The following is a 15,997-nucleotide window of genomic DNA, read 5'->3' on the forward strand; positions in this document are numbered from 1 at the left end:
GCCCCGCACCCGAACCGGATCCCGCCGCCGAGTGGAACAAGCACCCGGTACGGCGCCGGCCCCTCTTGAAATCGGAGCGACATGACCCTCCCCCTTCCCGGCCGGGCCGATACGGCGCATGCCCGGGTCGCCGTCTCCCTGCTGTTCCTCCTGGCGGGGATGGCGATCGGAACCTGGACGGCGCGGCTCCCCGCCATCAAGTCCGGACTCGGCCTGAGCGACGGCCTGCTCAGCGTCGGGCTGCTCGGGATCGCCGCCGGGGCGATCGCCGGCATGCAGGTGGTCGGCCCGCTGGTCGACCGGTACGGAGCGAGCCGCATCATGGTGGGGAGCGCGCTGGTGCAGGGAGTGGTCCTGATCTTCCCGGCCCTGATGCCCGACCTGCTGACCCTCACGATCTCCCTCTTCGTCTTCGGCGTCGTGCACGGCACGCTCGACGTGTCCATGAACGCCGGTGCGGTGGACGTCGAACGCGCCGCCGGACGGCGGATGATGTCGTCCTTCCACGCCGTTTACAGCCTGGGCGGGTTCGCCGGGGCCGTGCTCGGCGGTCTCTTCGCGTACGCGGATCTCAGTGCGACCCTGACCTTCCTCACCTCGGGCGCGCTCATCGCCGTGCTGGCCGTCTGGGCGGGCCGCTGGGCCCTCCCCGCCAGGCCGGCCGCGACCGAGGCGACGGACGGGGCCGGCGCACAGCGCGCGTCCGGCACCTGGAACGGGGTGGTGTTCCTGGGGGTGCTGGCGTTCTGCTGCCTGGTCGGTGAGGGCGCGGCGGCCGACTGGAGTTCGGTCTACCTTCGTGACAACCTCGCCGGCTCCGCCGGTTTCGCGGCCGCCGGCTACGCGGCGTTCTCGATCATGATGACGGCCGGGCGGCTGGCCGGGGACCGGCTGGCCACCAGGTTCGGCGTGGTCCGGCTGGTGCGCGGCTGCGGCGTGCTCGCCGCCTCGGGGCTGGGCGTCGCGCTGCTGATCGGGCACCCCATGGCGGGCGTGATCGGCTTCGGGTGCTTCGGCGCGGGGCTGTCGTGCATCGTGCCGCAGGTCTTCTCCGCCGCCGGGCACCGTGACCCGGCCCGCGCGGGACAGGCGCTCGCCAGGGTCGCCGGCCTCGGCTACATCGGTTTTCTCAGCGGCCCCGTGCTTATCGGCGGGGCCGCCGAACTGATCGGCCTGCCGACGGCGCTGGCCGTCCCCGCCGTGCTCGCCTTCTTCGTGGCGCTGGCCGCGCCGGCGCTGCGTGCCCCTAAGCCGCGAACTGATCCCATCCAAGCTTGACCACCAGCGCGGTCACCACGCACAGCAACACGATCCGGACGAACCGCGATCCCCTGCGCAACGCCATCCGCGCGCCCACCTGGGCGCCGAGGACGTTGCACACCGCCATCGCCAGTCCCAGCGCCCACAGCACGTGCCCCTGCCAGGCGAAGACGATCAGGGCCCCGAGGTTGGTGCCGATATTGATGATCTTCGCGGTGGCCGAGCCGTGCACCAGGTCCATGCCGAGGATCGAGGTGAACGCGATGATCAGGAAGGTGCCGGCGCCCGGGCCGATGAACCCGTCGTAGAAGGCGATCCCGACTCCGGCGGCCAGGATCGCGGCCAGCACCCTGCCTCGGGTCCGGAGGTGGGGATGAGGCAGCGACCCGAAGCCCGGTTTCAGGGTCACCAGCAACCCGACCCCCACCAGAGCCACCATGACCAGCGGGATCAGCGCGGCTTTGGAGATGGTGACGGCCAGCGTCGCGCCGAGCCCGGCGGACAGGACCGCGATCACTCCGGCGGGGACGGCGACCCCCGCGTCCACCTTGGTGGTCCGCGCGTAGGTGATCGCCGCCGAGCCGGTGCCGAAGATGGAGGAAAGCTTGTTGGTGGCGAGCGCCTGCACCGCGGAAACGTCCGCCAGCAGCAGTGCGGGGAGTTGCACCAGCCCTCCCCCGCCCACCACGGCGTCGATCCACCCCGCGCCCGCCGCCGCGAGGAGCAGCAGCACGATCTGCGCCGCGTCCACCCGATCCCCCGATATTTCGTGATACGACCGACCGAAGGGTACCGGGGACGTCCGGGCCGCCTGCCGTCCGGGCCGCTATGACAGGTCGGCGGCTCCGATCGGGCGGCGCGCGGGGAAGGCGTGGCGGCGGGCCGCGGTGACGGCGGCGAGGGCGGCGGCGACCAGGGGCAGCGCGACCCAGGGCAGGGCTCCGGTTCCGGCGCTCTCCAGGATGACGCCGCCGGTCAGCGACCCGGCGGCGATGCCGATGTTGTAGACGGTCGCCTGCAGGGAGGTCGCCACGTCCGCGTCGCCCGGCCCGGCGGCGTCGACCAGTGCGGTCTGCAGCAGCGTGGGCGCTCCCCCGAAGGCGGCGCCCCACAGGGCGACCGCGACCAGCAGAACCACCGGGACGTCGCCGGCGAGCCCCAGGACGAGCATCGCGGCCGCGATCAGGGCCGTCGCGCCCAGCAGTGACCCCCGCAGGTGGCGGTCGGCGAGGACGCCGACGAGCGAGATCCCGGCGACCGTGGCGGCTCCGAACACGAACAGGACCAGACCCGCCTGGCCGAAGCCGGCCCGCCCGGCGACGGGCGACATGTAGGTGTACATCACCTGGTGGCCCAGCAGCAGGACCAGGGTGACGACCAGCACCGGGCGAATGCCGGGCCGGACGCCGATCCGGCGCAGCGGGACACGCGCGGCCGCCGGTTCGCCGGGGAAATCCGGGACCTTCCAGCGCACCCAGGCCACCAGGACCACCGCCAGCACGGCCGGCACGGCGAAGGCCGCGCGCCAGCCGAAGGCGGTGGCCGTCGCCGTACCGGCGGGGATGCCCAGGGAGAGCGCGACGGTGATCCCCGCCAGGACGATGGCGATGGCACGGCCGCGGCGCGCGGCCGGGACCATCCGGGCCGCGTAGCCCGCGAGCATCGCCCACAGCGTGCCGCCCGCCGCGCCCGCGAGCACCCGGGCCGCGAAGGTCAGCGGGTAGGAGGAGGACAGGGCGGTGACCGCGTTGACGAGCGCGAAGCAGGCGAGCACCCCGATCAGCACCGTACGGCGGGGCACCCCGCGCAGCGCGGCGGTGAGGGGGATCGCGGCGAGCACGGAGGCGGCCGCGTAGCCCGTCACCAGGAATCCGACGCTCCCTTCCGGCACGTGCAGATCCGCGCTCATCAGCGGCAGCAGGCCGGCTGGGAGCAGTTCGGTCAGCACGGCGGTGAACGCCGCCGTGAACAGGGCCAGCAGCCCCCACAGCGGTAGTCTCGCCGTCGCGGCGGCAGGCGGAGCGGCGGCCTTGGCAGCCGATGTGTTCGACATGCGACCATGGTGAAACGTTCACATCAATGTGAAGGCAACTGTGCTGTCCGAGGAGCACGATGAGGATCGGCGAGCTGTCCCGGCGAACCGGTGTCCCCACCCGGATGCTGCGCTATTACGAGGAGCAGGACCTCCTGCACCCCGAACGGACCGGCAACGGCTACCGCGTCTACGGCGAGCCGGCGGTCTACCGGGTCCAGCAGATCCGTGGGCTGCTCGACTCCGGCCTGACCACCGAGATCATCCGCAGGATCCTGCCGTTCCTGAACAAGCCGGACGAGATCCACCTCCACCCGGAGTGCCTGACCCCGGAGACCGCCGCGTTGCTCCGCGGTGAAGCCGAGCGGATCCAGCAGCGCATCGACTGCCTGGCCCGCAACCGCGACGCCATCCACGCCTACCTCGCCGTCGTCCAGCCCGGGGCGCCACCTGGCCCGCCGACTGGGCAGACGTGATCCGGCTGGGATGCCGGCCGATCCCCTTCCAGGGGGAGGCGACCTGGTGGCCCCGGCTGGCAGGATCGGAGTCATGCGTCGTCTGCTCGCCCCGCTGACCAGCCGGGACACCTACCTGCGCTGGGCGTGCCTGATCCTGGGCGGCGCGCTGCTGATGCCGTACATGATGGCCGGGGCGGTGGTGGCCGGGATCCTGCGGGCGGTTCCGCAGGACGGGAGCCTGCTCGCCCTGATGCAGCCGCTCGTCTTCGTGTGCGTGCTGCCGCTGGTGGCGCTCACCGGGCTGGTCCTGCCGGTCCGCGCCCTGGAGATCACGGCGGCCCGCGGGCTGCTCGGCGCGGAGATCGGCCCGCTGCCGGCGACGGCGCGACGCACGTGGGCGGAGCGGCGGCGGACGGCGGCCTGGTTCACGCTGCATCTGGGGCTGGGCGGAATGCTGGCCGCGATCACCCTCGCCGTGATCCCGTTCGTGATCTGGCTGGTCGCGCTGCCCTTCTTCGACGGCGTCGATGCGCCGGCCGCGGCCCTGCTCCCCGCTTGGTGGAGCGACGTGTGGGCGCTCCCCGCGGCGGTGGCCTCCGCGTTCGCGCTCGTCCAGCTGGTCGCCGGCGTCGGCCGCCTGCTCGCCTGGTCCGCGCCCAGGCTGCTCGGCCCCTCGGCCGGCGACCGGCTCGCGGCCGCGGAGGAGCGGGCGCGCGACCTGGCCGCCCGCAACCGGCTCGCCCGCGAGCTGCACGACTCGGTGGGACACGCCCTCAGCGTGGTCACCGTGCAGGCGGGTGCCGCGAACCGGATCCTCGACCGCGACCCGCCCGCCGTACGGCAGGCGCTGGCGGCCATCGAGCGGCAGGCCCGCGGCGCCCTCGAGGAGCTGGACCACGTCCTCGGCGTGCTCCGCGAGGAGAACGGCGCAGGAGGTCCCGAAGCGCCGCGGGCCACCGGGCGGTCGCTGGCCGACCTGGCCGAGCTGACCGGCCCGGCGGGCGCCGACGCGACGGTCCGCGGCGAGCTGGACGCCCTGTCCCCGCCGATCTCCCGCGAGGGCTACCGCATCGTCCAGGAATCCCTCACCAACGCGATCCGGCACGGCGACGGCCCGGCCAGTTTGTCCGTCATCGTCGACGCGGACCATCTGGAGATCTCCGTGCGCAACCCGGTCACGCGGCGGGAGTCACCGGCCAGGAGCGGCGGCCGGGGGCTGGCGGGAATGCGCGAACGGGTCACCCTGCTGGGCGGTGAGCTGCGCGCGGGCGCCGAGGAGGAGCACTGGCTGGTCCACGTACGGCTGCCGCTGCACGCCTGACCACCGGCGCCACGTACCCCGTACGACTGCCGCTGCACTCCTGACCACCGGCGCCGTGTGCTTCCCGCACGGCCGGGAACGGTACCGTCCTGGGCATGACCGTGCGTGTGGTGATCGCCGACGACGAGGATCTGATCAGGGCGGGGCTGCGGATCATCGTGGACTCCGAACCCGGCCTCCAGGTGGTGGGCGAGGCGTCCGACGGGGCGCGAGTGGTGCCGGTCGTGCGGGAGACACGACCCGACGTGGTGCTGATGGACGTGCGGATGCCCGCCGTGGACGGCATCCAGGCCACCCGCAGGCTGGTCGCCATGCCGGACCCACCCAAGATCATCGTGGTCACCACGTTCGAGAACGACGACTACGTCTACGAGGCGCTGCGGGCGGGAGCGAGCGGCTTCCTGCTCAAGCGGACCCGGCCCGAGGAACTGGTGAGCGCCGTCAAACTGGTGGCGGACGGGGACTCGCTGCTGTTCCCCGAGGCGATCCGCGCCCTGGTGGCGCGTGGCGGGCACAGCAGGCCGGCGGCGGGCATCGGCAGGCTCACCGCCCGCGAGGGCGAGGTGCTGAAACTGATGGCCCGCGGCCTGTCCAACGGGGAGATCGCCACCGAGCTGGTCGTCGGCCAGGAGACGGTCAAGACGCACGTCGGCAACGTGCTGGACAAGCTCGCCGCCCGGGACCGCACCCAGGCGGTCATCACCGCCTTCGAATCCGGCTTCGTGTCACCCCGGTGACCGGCCGTACGGAAGACGCGGCCCGGCGTGACGCCGATCGACAAGCGGACACCCACCGCGGCGCGCTTCACGACACCCCGGTGACCGGCCGTACGGAAGACGCGGCGCGGCGTGACGCCGATCGACAAGCGGACACCCGCCGCGGCGCGCTTCACGGCACCCCGGTGACCGGCCGCGCGGAAGACGCGGCGCGGCGTGACGCTGCTACCGGCGCCCGCCGTCGCGCGACCCGCGGCACCCCCGTGACCGGCTCAGATGTCCTCGCCGCCGCCCTGGTCGCCGTCGGGCGCGGGCGTGCCGGGACCGGTCTCCCCCGGCGACGGGGTCGGGGTGGGGTCCTGCGGGACGGGGGTCATCGGGATCGGCGGCGGCGTCGGCACGAACACGGTGGCCGGCAGCGGCCTGGGCGGCTGCCGGAGGTCCTCCGACCGGCCGAAGACCAGCAACGCCACCACGGTCAGCAGCGACAGCATCAGCGCGAGCACCGCCCCGGCCACGACGACGGCCCGTTTGGTCTCGGTGGGCGGCGGCTTGGGCAGCGGCGGCGCGGGCAGGGCGGGAATCCGGTCGCCGACCCAGAAGGGCACGAAGTCGGGGCCGTGCCTCTCCCCGATCAGGGTGCCGCTGACCAGCACCGGCTCCAGGAACCGCTCGGCGCCCGGCCGCCCGTGCGCGTACGGCGTGGCGACCCACGGCGCGGGCCCGACGTCCATCGCGACGACCGGCGGCATCGAATCCGGCAGCGGGGTGCGCCCGCGCGCCGTACGCCGCGACACCCAGCCGCGCACGCCGCGCTCGGGCGCCGAGTCGCGGATCGCGGCCACGAACCGCTGGCGGGCCGCCGCGTCGAAGGCCGCGCCCTTGGTCAGCAGCGCGATCGACACCGCACGGCCGTCGGGGGCCTGCGCCAGGTAGACCAGCCCGGCAGGGCCCGCCCGGAGGCGTGCCTGCATGACGAAGGGCCCCAGTTGGGGCGGGTCTCCGTGCTGAAGCGGGCTGGCCACATCAATCATGAAAGCACACCCGTCCGACGCAGGTTGCCCGCACGTTTGGTGGAATAACAACCACAGGGGAACCCAGTCTCGTCAGCGAGCGAAAGGAGAGGCGCGCGCCACCGTACGGCGGAGCGCGCCGCATCGCAGATGACCGTCGCCGAAGAAGTTCCGAGCGGTACCGACGCCGAGGTGTTGCGCCAGGCCCTGGCCGAGGTCAGGCGGGTCATCGTCGGGCAGGAGCACATGGTCGAGCGGCTGCTCGTCGCATTGCTGGCCCGCGGCCACTGCCTGCTGGAGGGCGTGCCCGGGGTCGCCAAGACACTGGCCGCCTCGACGCTGGCCACCGTGGTGGGCGGCAGCTTCGCCCGCATCCAGTTCACGCCCGACCTGGTGCCCAGCGACATCGTCGGGACCCGCGTCTTCCATCCCTCCAGCGAGCGTTTCGACGTCGAGCTCGGGCCGGTGTTCGTCAACTTCCTGCTCGCCGACGAGATCAACCGGGCTCCCGCGAAGGTCCAGTCGGCGTTGCTGGAGGTGATGGCCGAGCGGCAGGTGACGCTGGCGGGGGAGACGCATCCGCTGCCCAGGCCGTTCGTGGTGCTCGCCACCCAGAACCCGATCGAGTCGGAGGGCGTCTACCCGCTGCCCGAGGTGCAGCGCGACCGGTTCCTGTTCAAGGTCAGGGTGCGGCATCCCGACGCGCAGGAGGAGCTGGAGATCCTGCACCGGATGAGCGTCAGGCCGCCCACCCCCCAGCCGGTGCTCGACCCCGAGCGGCTCTCCTCCCTGCAGGATCTCGCCGAGCAGGTGTCGGTGCACCAGCTCGTCGCCGACTACGTGGTCCGGCTGGTGATGACCACCCGCAGGCCGCACGAGTACGGCATGCCCGAGCTGGCCGACATCGTGGAGATCGGGGTGAGCCCCAGGGCGACGCTCGGCCTGGTCTCCGCGGGCCGGGCGCTGGCGCTGCTGCGCGGACGCGACTATCTGCTGCCCGACGACGTGCGCGACGTGGCCGTCGACGTGATGGGGCACCGCCTGATGCTCACCTTCGACGCGCTGGCCGACGGCGTCGACGCCGACGACGTGGTCAGGCAGATCCTCGCCGCCGTCCCCCCGCCGCTCGTGGTGTGGAACCAGGCGCAGAGATGAGCGGGCGGGCGCGATGAACACGGCCGAGCAGGCGCTGCGGCGGCTGGAGCTGACGATCGTGCGCCGGCTCGACGGGATGCTCCAGGGCGCGCACCAGGGGCTGCTGCCGGGCCCCGGCAGCGAGATGGGCGACAGCCGCGTCTACGTCCCGGGCGAGGACGACGTACGGCGGATGGACTGGGCGGTCACCGCCCGCACCACCGTCCCGCACGTGCGGGACCTGATCGCCGACCGGGAGCTGGAGACGTGGGCGCTGGCCGACCTGTCTCCGAGCATGGACTTCGGCACCGCCGAGATGGAGAAGCGCGACCTGGTGGTGGCCGCGGTCGGCGCCATCGGGTTCCTGGCCGGGCGGGTCGGCGACCGGTTCGGCGCCTACGTGCTGCACGAGTCCCACCTGCACCGGATGCCCGCCCGCGCGGGCAGGCCCGCCCTGTACGGCCTGCTGCACTCGCTGATGGACGCCCCCCGCGCCCGGCCCGCGCCCGACCGGCCCACCCTGGGCGAGGGCATCGACGTCCTCGCCTCCGCCAGGCGCAGACGGGGCATGCGGGTCGTCGTCTCCGACTTCATCGACGACTCCCCCACGCTCGACCCCGGCGTGGAACGCCCGTGGGAGCGGCCCATCCGGCGCCTCGCCGCCCGTCACCAGGTCCTCGCGGTCGAGGTCATCGACCCGCGTGAGCTGGAGCTCCCGGCGGTGGGGATGCTGACCCTCACCGACCCGGAGACCGGCCGCACCCGCGAGATCCACCTGTCTCCCAAGGTGCGCGCCGACTACGCGGCGGCTGCGGCACTGCAACGGGAGGGGACCAAAGTGGCGCTGCGCCGCAGCGGCGTGGCGCACCTGGTGCTGCGGACCGACCGTGACTGGGTGTTCGACGTGGCGCAGTTCGTGCTGCGGCAGCGCCGGATGGCCCATCTGACCCACCGCCACCCGACCTCAGGAGCGAAATGACCTTCCTCTCGCCCGTCTGGTTGTGGCTGTTCGCCGCGCTGGCGCTGCTGGCCGGCGCCTACGTGGCGGTCCAGTTCGCCCGGCGCCGCTACGCCGTGCGTTTCACCAACCTGCCGTTGCTCACGCTGGTCGCGCCGTCGGCGCCCGGGTGGCGGCGGCACGTGGCGCCGGCGCTGTTCCTGCTGATGCTGGCGCTGATGGTGCTGGCCGCCGCGCGCCCAGCCGACGCGGTGCGGGTGCCCCGCGACCGCGCCACGATCATGATCGCGCTGGACATCTCGCTGTCCATGGACGCCGGCGACGTGCCGCCGAACCGGATCCGCGCGGCCAAGGCGGCGGCCCAGAAGTTCGTCCAGGACCTGCCCGAACGGTTCAACGTCGGCCTGGTCTCCTTCGCCAGGTCCGCCGCCGTGGTCATCTCCCCCACCACCGACCACCTGGCGGTCGTCACGGCGATCGGCAACCTGACCACCCGGCCGGGCACCGCCATCGGCGAGGCCGTCTTCAACTCCCTCGACTCCATCCGCTCCTTCGACCAGCGGGCCGTGACCGATCCGCCGCCGGCCGCCATCGTGCTGCTGTCCGACGGCGACAACACCTCGGGCCGGCAGGTGAGCGAGGCCGTGGAGGCAGCCCTGGAGTCACGGGTGCCGGTCTCCACCATCGCGTACGGCACGCAGGAGGGCACCGTGACGATCGACGGGCGCCCGGTGCAGGTGCCGGTGAACAAGGCGACCCTGCAGTCGCTGTCGGACGGCACCGGCGGCCGGGCCTACTCCGCCGAGTCCGGCACCCAGCTCCGCGAGGTCTATGAGCAGATCGGCACGTCGCTGGGCTACAAGGTGGTGCACCAGGAGGTCGGGCAGTGGTTCGTCGTCGGCGGGGTGCTGGTCGGGCTGCTCGTCGGCGCCGCGGCCATGGTGCTCGGCTCGCGGCTGCCCTAGACGTTGGTAACGTCGGTGTCCGTGGCACATTACTTCCAGGAGCGCCCGGAGGCCGAGAGCAGGCCGGGCACGGTCACCCTCGTCCTACCCGACCTGCACCTGCGGTTGCGTACGGACAGCGGGATGTTCTCCCCCGAGCGGGTCGACCAGGGCACCAGGGTGCTGCTGGAGAGCGTGCCGCCGCCGCCCGCCGAGGGCGACCTGCTCGACCTGGGCTGCGGTTACGGTCCGATCGCGCTGACCATGGCCACCCGGGCGCCGCGGGCGACGGTGTGGGCGGTGGACGTCAACCGCAGGTCGCTGGAGCTGTGCGAGGCGAACGCCCGGACCGCCGCCCTTGACAAAGTAAGGTCAGTGCATGTGGACGAGGTGCCGCCAGAGATCCGGTTCCGGGCCATCTGGTCCAACCCGGCCATCCGGATCGGCAAGCCCGCGCTGCACGAGATGCTGACCCGCTGGCTGTCCAGGCTCACCCCCGACGGCACCGCCTACCTGGTGGTGCAGAAGCACCTGGGCTCCGACTCGCTGCAACGCTGGCTGACCGACCAGGGCTGGCCGACGACCCGCGCGGCGTCCAGGTCGTCCTACCGGATTCTGAAGGTGGAGGCCCGTTGAGCACCCGCAGGCAGTTGCGACCGACCGACGTCAAGCGGCTCAACCGCACCTGGCGCCGCTCCACGGAGAACCGGCTCGCCCTGATCCTGGAGTCGGTGACCGGCCCGTTCAACGTCGGCTCCATCTTCCGCACCGCCGCCGCGTTCGGCGTCGACCACATCTGGCTGGCCGGCAACTCCACGCCGCCGACCAACGCCAAGGCGCAGAAGACCGCCCTGGGCACCGACCGGCTGGTCGCGTGGAAGGACCCCGTGCCCGCCGTGCAGGCCGTACAGGCGGCGAAGGACGACGGGTTCACCGTGCTGGCCGTGGAGCTCACCGGCGACGCCGTGCCGCTGCACGAGGCTCGGCTGACCGGCTCCGTGTGCCTGGTGGTGGGCAGCGAGGACCACGGCTGCTCCCCCGCGCTGCTCGACGCCGTCGACGGGGTCTGCTACATCCCGCAGGTGGGCCGGGTCGGGTCGGTCAACGTCGCGGTGGCGGCCGCCATCGCGCTGGCCGAGGCGCGACGCCAGGAGTGGACCGCGCAGTGACCCGAACGGTCACCGACGGCTGACCGGGCAGATGGCATCTGCCCGGCGCCTGGATGAGCACCCAGGGGGTCAGGACTCGTCCGGGCTCGTCGGGACGCGCAGCCGGGTGAGCAGGTTGCGGCGCAGGTCGCCGAAACCCGGGTGGTCGGCGGCGCGGGGGTGGGGCAGGGTGACGGCGGTGTCCTCGACGATGCGGCCGTCCTCCAGGACGAGAGTGCGGTCGGCGAGGAGCAGGGCTTCGTCCACGTCGTGGGTGACCAGGAGCGCGGCGAAGCCGTGCTCGGCGCGCAACCGGCCGAACAGCGCCTGCATCCGCAGCCGGTTGAGCGCGTCCAGGGCCGCGAAGGGCTCGTCGAGCAGCAGGATGTCGGGCTCCCTGACGAGGGCCCTGGCCAGGGCGACCCGCTGCGCCTGACCGCCGGACAGCTCCGCCGGCCAGGCGCGGCCACGGTCGGCGAGGCCGACCTCGGCGAGCGCGGCGGCCGTCCGTCCGGGGACATCGGAGCCGCGCAGGCCGAGCGCGATGTTGTCGGTGACGCGTTTCCACGGCAGCAGCCGGTGCTCCTGGAACACGACCCCCGTACGGCCTCTGGTGCTCACCTCGCCGGTGGCCCCGGAGTCCAGCCCGGCCAGGATGCGCAGCAGTGTGCTCTTGCCCGAGCCGCTGCCGCCGAGCAGGGCCACCACCTCGCCCCGGCCGATCCGCAGGTCGACACCGTCGAGGACCGTCTGGTCACCGAAGGCGCGCAGGATCCGGGTGGCGGTGACCACCGGATCGGCGAGGCCGGTGGTCAACTCGCCTGCAGCCCTTGCCGCCATGCCAGGGCCCTCCTTTCCGCCACGCGCAGCCCGAAGTCGGACAGCATGCCGAGCAGTGCGTAGATGAGCAGGCCCAGCACCACCACGTCGGTCTGGCTGAAGTCGCGGGCCTCCATCATCAGGAATCCGATCCCGGTCTCGGCGTTGACCTGCTCGCCGACCACGAGGCTGAGCCAGCCGGCGCCGAAGGCGAGCCGTACTCCCAGGAACAGCGAGGGCAGGGCGCCCGGCAGCACCACGTGGCGCACCCGGGCCGCCGCCGACAGGCCGCAGGTCCGGGCGGCCTCCACCAATCGCTCGTCGATGCCGCGGATGCCGGTGTAGGTGTTCAGGTAGATGGGGAAGAACGCGCCGAGGGCGACCAGGGAGATCTTCAGGGGCTCGCCGATGCCCACCCAGATGAGCAGCAGCGGGACGAGGCCGAGGTGCGGCAGCATCCTGGCCATCTGCACGGTCGGGTCCACGAGGTCGTCGCCGAGCCGGATGAGGCCCGCCAGGGCGCCGAGGGCGAGGCCGAGGACGCCGCCGACGGCCAGGCCGACGAAGGCCCGCAGCAGCGAGTGGAGCAGGTGCAGGCCGAGGGTGCCGTCGAGGGTGAGCCGCAGCCCGACGCTCAGCACGTCGCTGGGCGGCGACAGCTTCTCCGGGGGGAGGATGCCGAGCCGGGCCGCTCCCTCCCACAGCACGACGATGAGCACCGGCGTGACGGCGCGCCGCCATCGGCGCGGGCCCGGCGACCTGCGCGGCCGGTCGCCCCGGGCGGACCTGGTCCGCTCCGCCGGGAGCGCCGGCGCCCGGACGTCCGCGGTCACCGGAAGACCTCGCTGTATCTCTCGTCGATGCGGCCCTTGATGTCCACCTTGCCGGGGATGAGCCGCAGCGCGGTGAACCCGTCGGCGATGCGCTGCAGTTCGTCGCCGATCGCGGCGGTGACCGGCGCGGTCGCCCTGGCGCTGCGTGCCAGCGCTCGCTCGGCGACGTCCTGGGGAATCTTCAACTCGGGGGCGAGCACTCGCGCGCGTTCCCCGGGGTTGGCGATGCCCCAGGCGGTGACCTCGTGCAGCGTCCGTAGAAATGTCCTGATCTTCTCGGATTTGCCATCGAGTGCCTCGGGCGCGGCGAGCAGGTACTCGCGGTTGCCCGCCAGCCCGGTCGCGTCGACGAGGATCTTGACGCCGGGCCGCTCGGCGAGCGCGAAGTACGGGTCCCAGATGATCCACGCGTCGATCTGCCCGTTGTCGAACGCCGGACGGCCCTCCGCCGGTTTGAGGTACTTGACATCCACGTCGTCGATCGTCATCCCGTTCGTCTCCAGCAGCCGGACCAGCAGCCAGTTGACGTTGGAACCCTTGTTCAGGCCGATCTTCTTGCCCTTGAGGTCCTTGAAGCCGGTGAAGCCACTGCTCTCCTTGACCAGTACGGCCTCGCCCTGCGGCACCTCCTCCGAGGCCCCGACGAGCTTGAAGTCGGTCTTCCCTGCGGCGGCGAAGATCGGGGGCGCCTCGCCGGTGCCGCCGAGGTCGATGGAGCCGGCCCTGAGCGCCTCGGTCAGCGCCGGGCCGCTTTCGAACAGCGACCAGGTGACGCCGGGGGCCGCCTCGCGCGCCTTGACCAGGGAAAGGCCGCCGAACCGCTGGTAGCCGATCCGCAGCGGGGTGTCGGCCGTGGCCCCGGAGTCGTCTCCACCGCAGGCGACGGTCCCCGCGGCGAGCAAGAGGAGCACACCGACGAGGGCACGGACCGAGCGGGGATGGCGCGGCTTTGTGCGCATGTTCAACCACCTCAATTATGCCTATTAAACCTACCAAATAGATAGGTAACTGAGCTTAGCGTGCCTAGAACAGGCCGTTCGCCGGAGGAGCGGCGTCGTCCAGGTAGTACGCGCCGACCACACCGGCCTTCCAGTAGCGCGGGTTGTGGTTGGCGACCGTGCGCGCGTTGCGCCAGTGCCGATCCAGGTTGTGCACCCGCGCGGTGGCCGATCCGCCGCCCACGTCGAACACCAGTTCCGCGGCCTTCAGTGCGGCCTCCACCGCGAAGAACTGCGCCTGCGCGACCTCGATCGACGCGGTCGTCAGCGTCTCCTGCGTCAGCCCCGCCTCCCAGGCCCGGTCGATCGCGCCGGCCGCGCGATCCACGGCGGCCTCCGCCGCGTACGCCCGCGCCGCGATCTCGCCGACCGCGTGCCGCACGTACGGGTCGGCGGCCGCACGCCCGGTGCTGCTGTGCTGGATCGGCCGGGCCCGCTCGCGGGCGAAGGACACCGCGTCGGCCAGCGCGTTCCTGGCGATGCCCGCCTCCACCGCCGCCAGGTAGAGCTGCAGGAACGGGGTCACCGGCGAGCGGCCGTCCCCGGCGGCGCGGGCGCTGATCTCCTCCGGGTGGACGGTGACGCCGTCCAGCTCGGTGGTGCCGCTGGCGGTGAGCCGCTGGCCGATGCCGTCGAAGTCGTCGGCCAGCCGCAGGCCCTCGCGGTCGCGGGGGAGGGTGAAGAACACCTTCTCGCCGTCGTCGCCCAGCGCGGCGGTGCCGATCCAGTCGGCGTACAGGGCGCCGGTGCTGTAGTACTTCGTCCCGGTGACCGTGTAGTGGTCGCCGGTCCTGGTGATCCTGGAGCTGATGGCGCCGTTGGCGCCGCCTGTCTCCCAGCCCGCGTTGCCGAAGACATGGCCGGCCAGGAAGCGCGGAAACCACGTCTTCCGCTCCTCCTCCGACCCGGCGAGCAGCCCCTCCACCCGGCCGAACGCGGGCCGGACCGCCTGGGCGACGTTGGAGTCGGCCGCCGCGAGGTCGACGACGAAGCGGATCACCTCCCGCACCGACGAGCCCGCGCCGCCGTACTCGTCCGGGATGCGGAAGGTGAACAGGCCGGCCCGCGCCAGCGCGCGGATCTGCGCGTGAGGGAGGTCGCGCAGCCGCTCGCGGTCGGCCGCGCCCGCGGCCAGGTCGGGGAGGAGCTGCTCGGCGCCGGCCAGCAGGCGGGCCACACCGGTGGTCGTCCGGGTCGGCATCGGTCAGCTCGACCCGGTGGACGCGAACGGGATCGACGCGGACTCCGCCGCGGGTGCCGCGGGGTGCTGCCAGAGCCCACGCTCGCGCAGAATGGGCAGCACGCCTTCGCCGAACCAGTACGCCTCCTCGACGTGCGGGTGCCCGGACATGATGAACTCGGTGATGCCGAGCCGCGCGTACTCCTCGATCCGGTCGGCCACCTCGGTGTGGCTGCCGACCAGCGCGGTGCCCGCGCCGCCGCGCACCAGCCCGACGCCGGCCCACAGGTTGGGCGAGATCTCCAGGTCGTCGCGGCTGCCGCCGTGCAGGTCGAGCATCCGCCGCTGGCCCTCCGACTCGCTGCGGCGCAGCCCTGCCTGGACCTTCTCCACCGTGGCCGGGTCGATGCCGTCGAGCAGCCTGCGGGCCTGCGCCCACGCCTCGTCGCCGCTGTCCCTGGTGATCACGTGCAGCCGGATGCCCTGGCGAAGCGCGCGGCCCTCGGCCGCGGCCAGCCCGTCCACCCAGGCGATCTTCTCCGCGACCGCGGCGGGCGGCTCACCCCAGGTGAGGTACGCGTCCACGTGCCGGGCCGCGACCTGCCCCGCGGCCGGGGAGGACCCGCCGAAGTAGACGTCCGGCACCGGGTCGGGCACCCGGTTCAGCCTCGCACCCTCGACCCGCAGGTGCTCGCCCGCGAAGTCGACGGTCTCCCCGCGCCACAGCGCCCGCACGATGTGCAGGAACTCGCCGCTCCGGGCGTACCTGGCGTCCTTGTCCAGGAAGTCGCCGTACGCGCGCTGCTCGTGGCTCTCCCCGCCGGTGACGACGTTGAGCAGCAGCCGCCCGCCGGAGTGCCGCTGGAAGGTGGCGGCCATCTGCGCCGCCAGCGTCGGGGTGATCAGCCCGGGGCGGAACGCGACCAGGAACTTCAGCCGCTCGGTGGTCTCGGTGAGCATCGCGGTGGTCAGCCACGCGTCCTCGCACCAGGCCCCGGTAGGGGTGAGCGCGCCGACGAAGCCGAGCTGCTCGGCGGCGTGCACGATCTGCCGCAGGTAGGCCAGCGTGGCCGGGCGTTCGCCGCCGGCCGCGCCGGCGGGCAGCCCGTGGCCGCCGCCGACGACGTCGCGGCTGTCGCCGTAGGTGGGCAGGAACCAGTGAAAGGTGAGGTTCGTCATCGTC

General features: G+C 73.0%; 17 protein-coding genes. 9 read left to right on the forward strand and 8 right to left on the reverse strand.

What is annotated here, in order from left to right; translation table 11 throughout:
- Nucleotides 1-81: 81 nt before the first annotated feature.
- Nucleotides 82-1,278 (forward strand): MFS transporter, encoded by a 1,197-nt coding sequence (locus tag MBA17_RS16050; protein ID WP_238497267.1) that lies wholly within the window; start codon nt 82-84, stop codon nt 1,276-1,278.
- Here the strand turns inward: MBA17_RS16050 and MBA17_RS16055 are convergent.
- Both MBA17_RS16055 and MBA17_RS16060 read right to left on the reverse strand, forming a co-directional pair.
- A complete protein-coding gene (locus tag MBA17_RS16055; protein ID WP_238497268.1) occupies nt 1,247-2,011 on the reverse strand; it encodes a TSUP family transporter in 765 nt (254 codons plus the stop codon). The genes MBA17_RS16050 and MBA17_RS16055 overlap by 32 nt on opposite strands.
- A gap of 75 nt (nt 2,012-2,086) precedes the next feature.
- The gene (locus MBA17_RS16060; protein WP_238497269.1) at nt 2,087-3,313 is read right to left on the reverse strand and encodes an MFS transporter; all 1,227 of its coding nucleotides are present in this window, start codon (nt 3,311-3,313) and stop codon (nt 2,087-2,089) included.
- 59 nt (nt 3,314-3,372) lie between these two features.
- Between MBA17_RS16060 and MBA17_RS16065 the strand changes: the two genes are divergently transcribed.
- The 3 genes from MBA17_RS16065 to MBA17_RS16075 all read left to right on the forward strand — a co-directional run bounded on the left by MBA17_RS16065 (nt 3,373) and on the right by MBA17_RS16075 (nt 5,808).
- The gene (locus MBA17_RS16065; protein WP_238497270.1) at nt 3,373-3,768 is read left to right on the forward strand and encodes a MerR family transcriptional regulator; all 396 of its coding nucleotides are present in this window, start codon (nt 3,373-3,375) and stop codon (nt 3,766-3,768) included.
- Between the two features lie 73 nt (nt 3,769-3,841).
- Nucleotides 3,842-5,071 (forward strand): sensor histidine kinase, encoded by a 1,230-nt coding sequence (locus tag MBA17_RS16070; RefSeq protein WP_238497271.1) that lies wholly within the window; start codon nt 3,842-3,844, stop codon nt 5,069-5,071.
- Between the two features lie 95 nt (nt 5,072-5,166).
- Nucleotides 5,167-5,808, forward strand: a complete 642-nt coding sequence (locus tag MBA17_RS16075) for a response regulator transcription factor (RefSeq protein WP_238497272.1) — start codon at nt 5,167-5,169, stop codon at nt 5,806-5,808.
- Nucleotides 5,809-6,059: 251 nt separating this feature from the next.
- On the opposite strand, the gene MBA17_RS16080 is transcribed toward MBA17_RS16075, so the two are convergent.
- Nucleotides 6,060-6,821, reverse strand: coding sequence for a hypothetical protein (locus tag MBA17_RS16080; RefSeq protein WP_238497273.1), 762 nt, complete (start codon nt 6,819-6,821; stop codon nt 6,060-6,062).
- 129 nt (nt 6,822-6,950) lie between these two features.
- On the opposite strand from MBA17_RS16080, the gene MBA17_RS16085 reads away from it, so the two are divergent.
- From MBA17_RS16085 to MBA17_RS16105, 5 genes are read left to right on the forward strand one after another with little or no spacing between them, the layout of a single operon-like run.
- Entirely contained in the window at nt 6,951-7,955 is a 1,005-nt protein-coding gene (locus MBA17_RS16085) for an AAA family ATPase (protein ID WP_238497274.1), read from the forward strand.
- Nucleotides 7,956-7,968: 13 nt separating this feature from the next.
- Entirely contained in the window at nt 7,969-8,913 is a 945-nt protein-coding gene (locus MBA17_RS16090; protein WP_238497275.1) for a DUF58 domain-containing protein, read from the forward strand.
- On the forward strand, nt 8,910-9,857 hold the full coding sequence (locus MBA17_RS16095) for a VWA domain-containing protein (protein ID WP_238497276.1): 948 nt from the start codon (nt 8,910-8,912) through the stop codon (nt 9,855-9,857). The genes MBA17_RS16090 and MBA17_RS16095 overlap by 4 nt, the downstream gene beginning before the upstream one ends.
- 21 nt (nt 9,858-9,878) lie before the next feature.
- Complete coding sequence (locus MBA17_RS16100; RefSeq protein ID WP_238497277.1) at nt 9,879-10,472, forward strand: class I SAM-dependent methyltransferase; 594 nt, start codon at nt 9,879-9,881, stop codon at nt 10,470-10,472.
- The gene (locus tag MBA17_RS16105) at nt 10,469-11,005 is read left to right on the forward strand and encodes a TrmH family RNA methyltransferase (RefSeq protein ID WP_238497278.1); all 537 of its coding nucleotides are present in this window, start codon (nt 10,469-10,471) and stop codon (nt 11,003-11,005) included. Before MBA17_RS16100 ends, MBA17_RS16105 begins: the two co-directional genes overlap by 4 nt.
- Before the next feature lie 69 nt (nt 11,006-11,074).
- Here MBA17_RS16105 and MBA17_RS16110 read toward each other — a convergent pair whose 3' ends face one another.
- The 5 genes from MBA17_RS16110 to MBA17_RS16130 form a co-directional block, all read right to left on the reverse strand.
- Nucleotides 11,075-11,824, reverse strand: coding sequence for an ABC transporter ATP-binding protein (locus MBA17_RS16110; protein ID WP_238497279.1), 750 nt, complete (start codon nt 11,822-11,824; stop codon nt 11,075-11,077).
- Complete coding sequence (locus tag MBA17_RS16115) at nt 11,797-12,636, reverse strand: ABC transporter permease (protein ID WP_238497280.1); 840 nt, start codon at nt 12,634-12,636, stop codon at nt 11,797-11,799. The genes MBA17_RS16110 and MBA17_RS16115 overlap by 28 nt, the downstream gene beginning before the upstream one ends.
- Nucleotides 12,633-13,595 (reverse strand): aliphatic sulfonate ABC transporter substrate-binding protein, encoded by a 963-nt coding sequence (locus MBA17_RS16120; RefSeq protein ID WP_238497281.1) that lies wholly within the window; start codon nt 13,593-13,595, stop codon nt 12,633-12,635. Before MBA17_RS16120 ends, MBA17_RS16115 begins: the two co-directional genes overlap by 4 nt.
- A gap of 64 nt (nt 13,596-13,659) precedes the next feature.
- Nucleotides 13,660-14,835 (reverse strand): acyl-CoA dehydrogenase family protein, encoded by a 1,176-nt coding sequence (locus MBA17_RS16125; protein WP_238497282.1) that lies wholly within the window; start codon nt 14,833-14,835, stop codon nt 13,660-13,662.
- Between the two features lie 3 nt (nt 14,836-14,838).
- On the reverse strand, nt 14,839-15,993 hold the full coding sequence (locus MBA17_RS16130) for an LLM class flavin-dependent oxidoreductase (RefSeq protein ID WP_238497283.1): 1,155 nt from the start codon (nt 15,991-15,993) through the stop codon (nt 14,839-14,841).
- Nucleotides 15,994-15,997: the final 4 nt, after the last annotated feature.

The sequence above is a fragment of the Dolomitihabitans soli genome (assembly GCF_022213955.1).
Classification (GTDB): domain Bacteria; phylum Actinomycetota; class Actinomycetes; order Streptosporangiales; family Streptosporangiaceae; genus Streptosporangium_A; species Streptosporangium_A soli.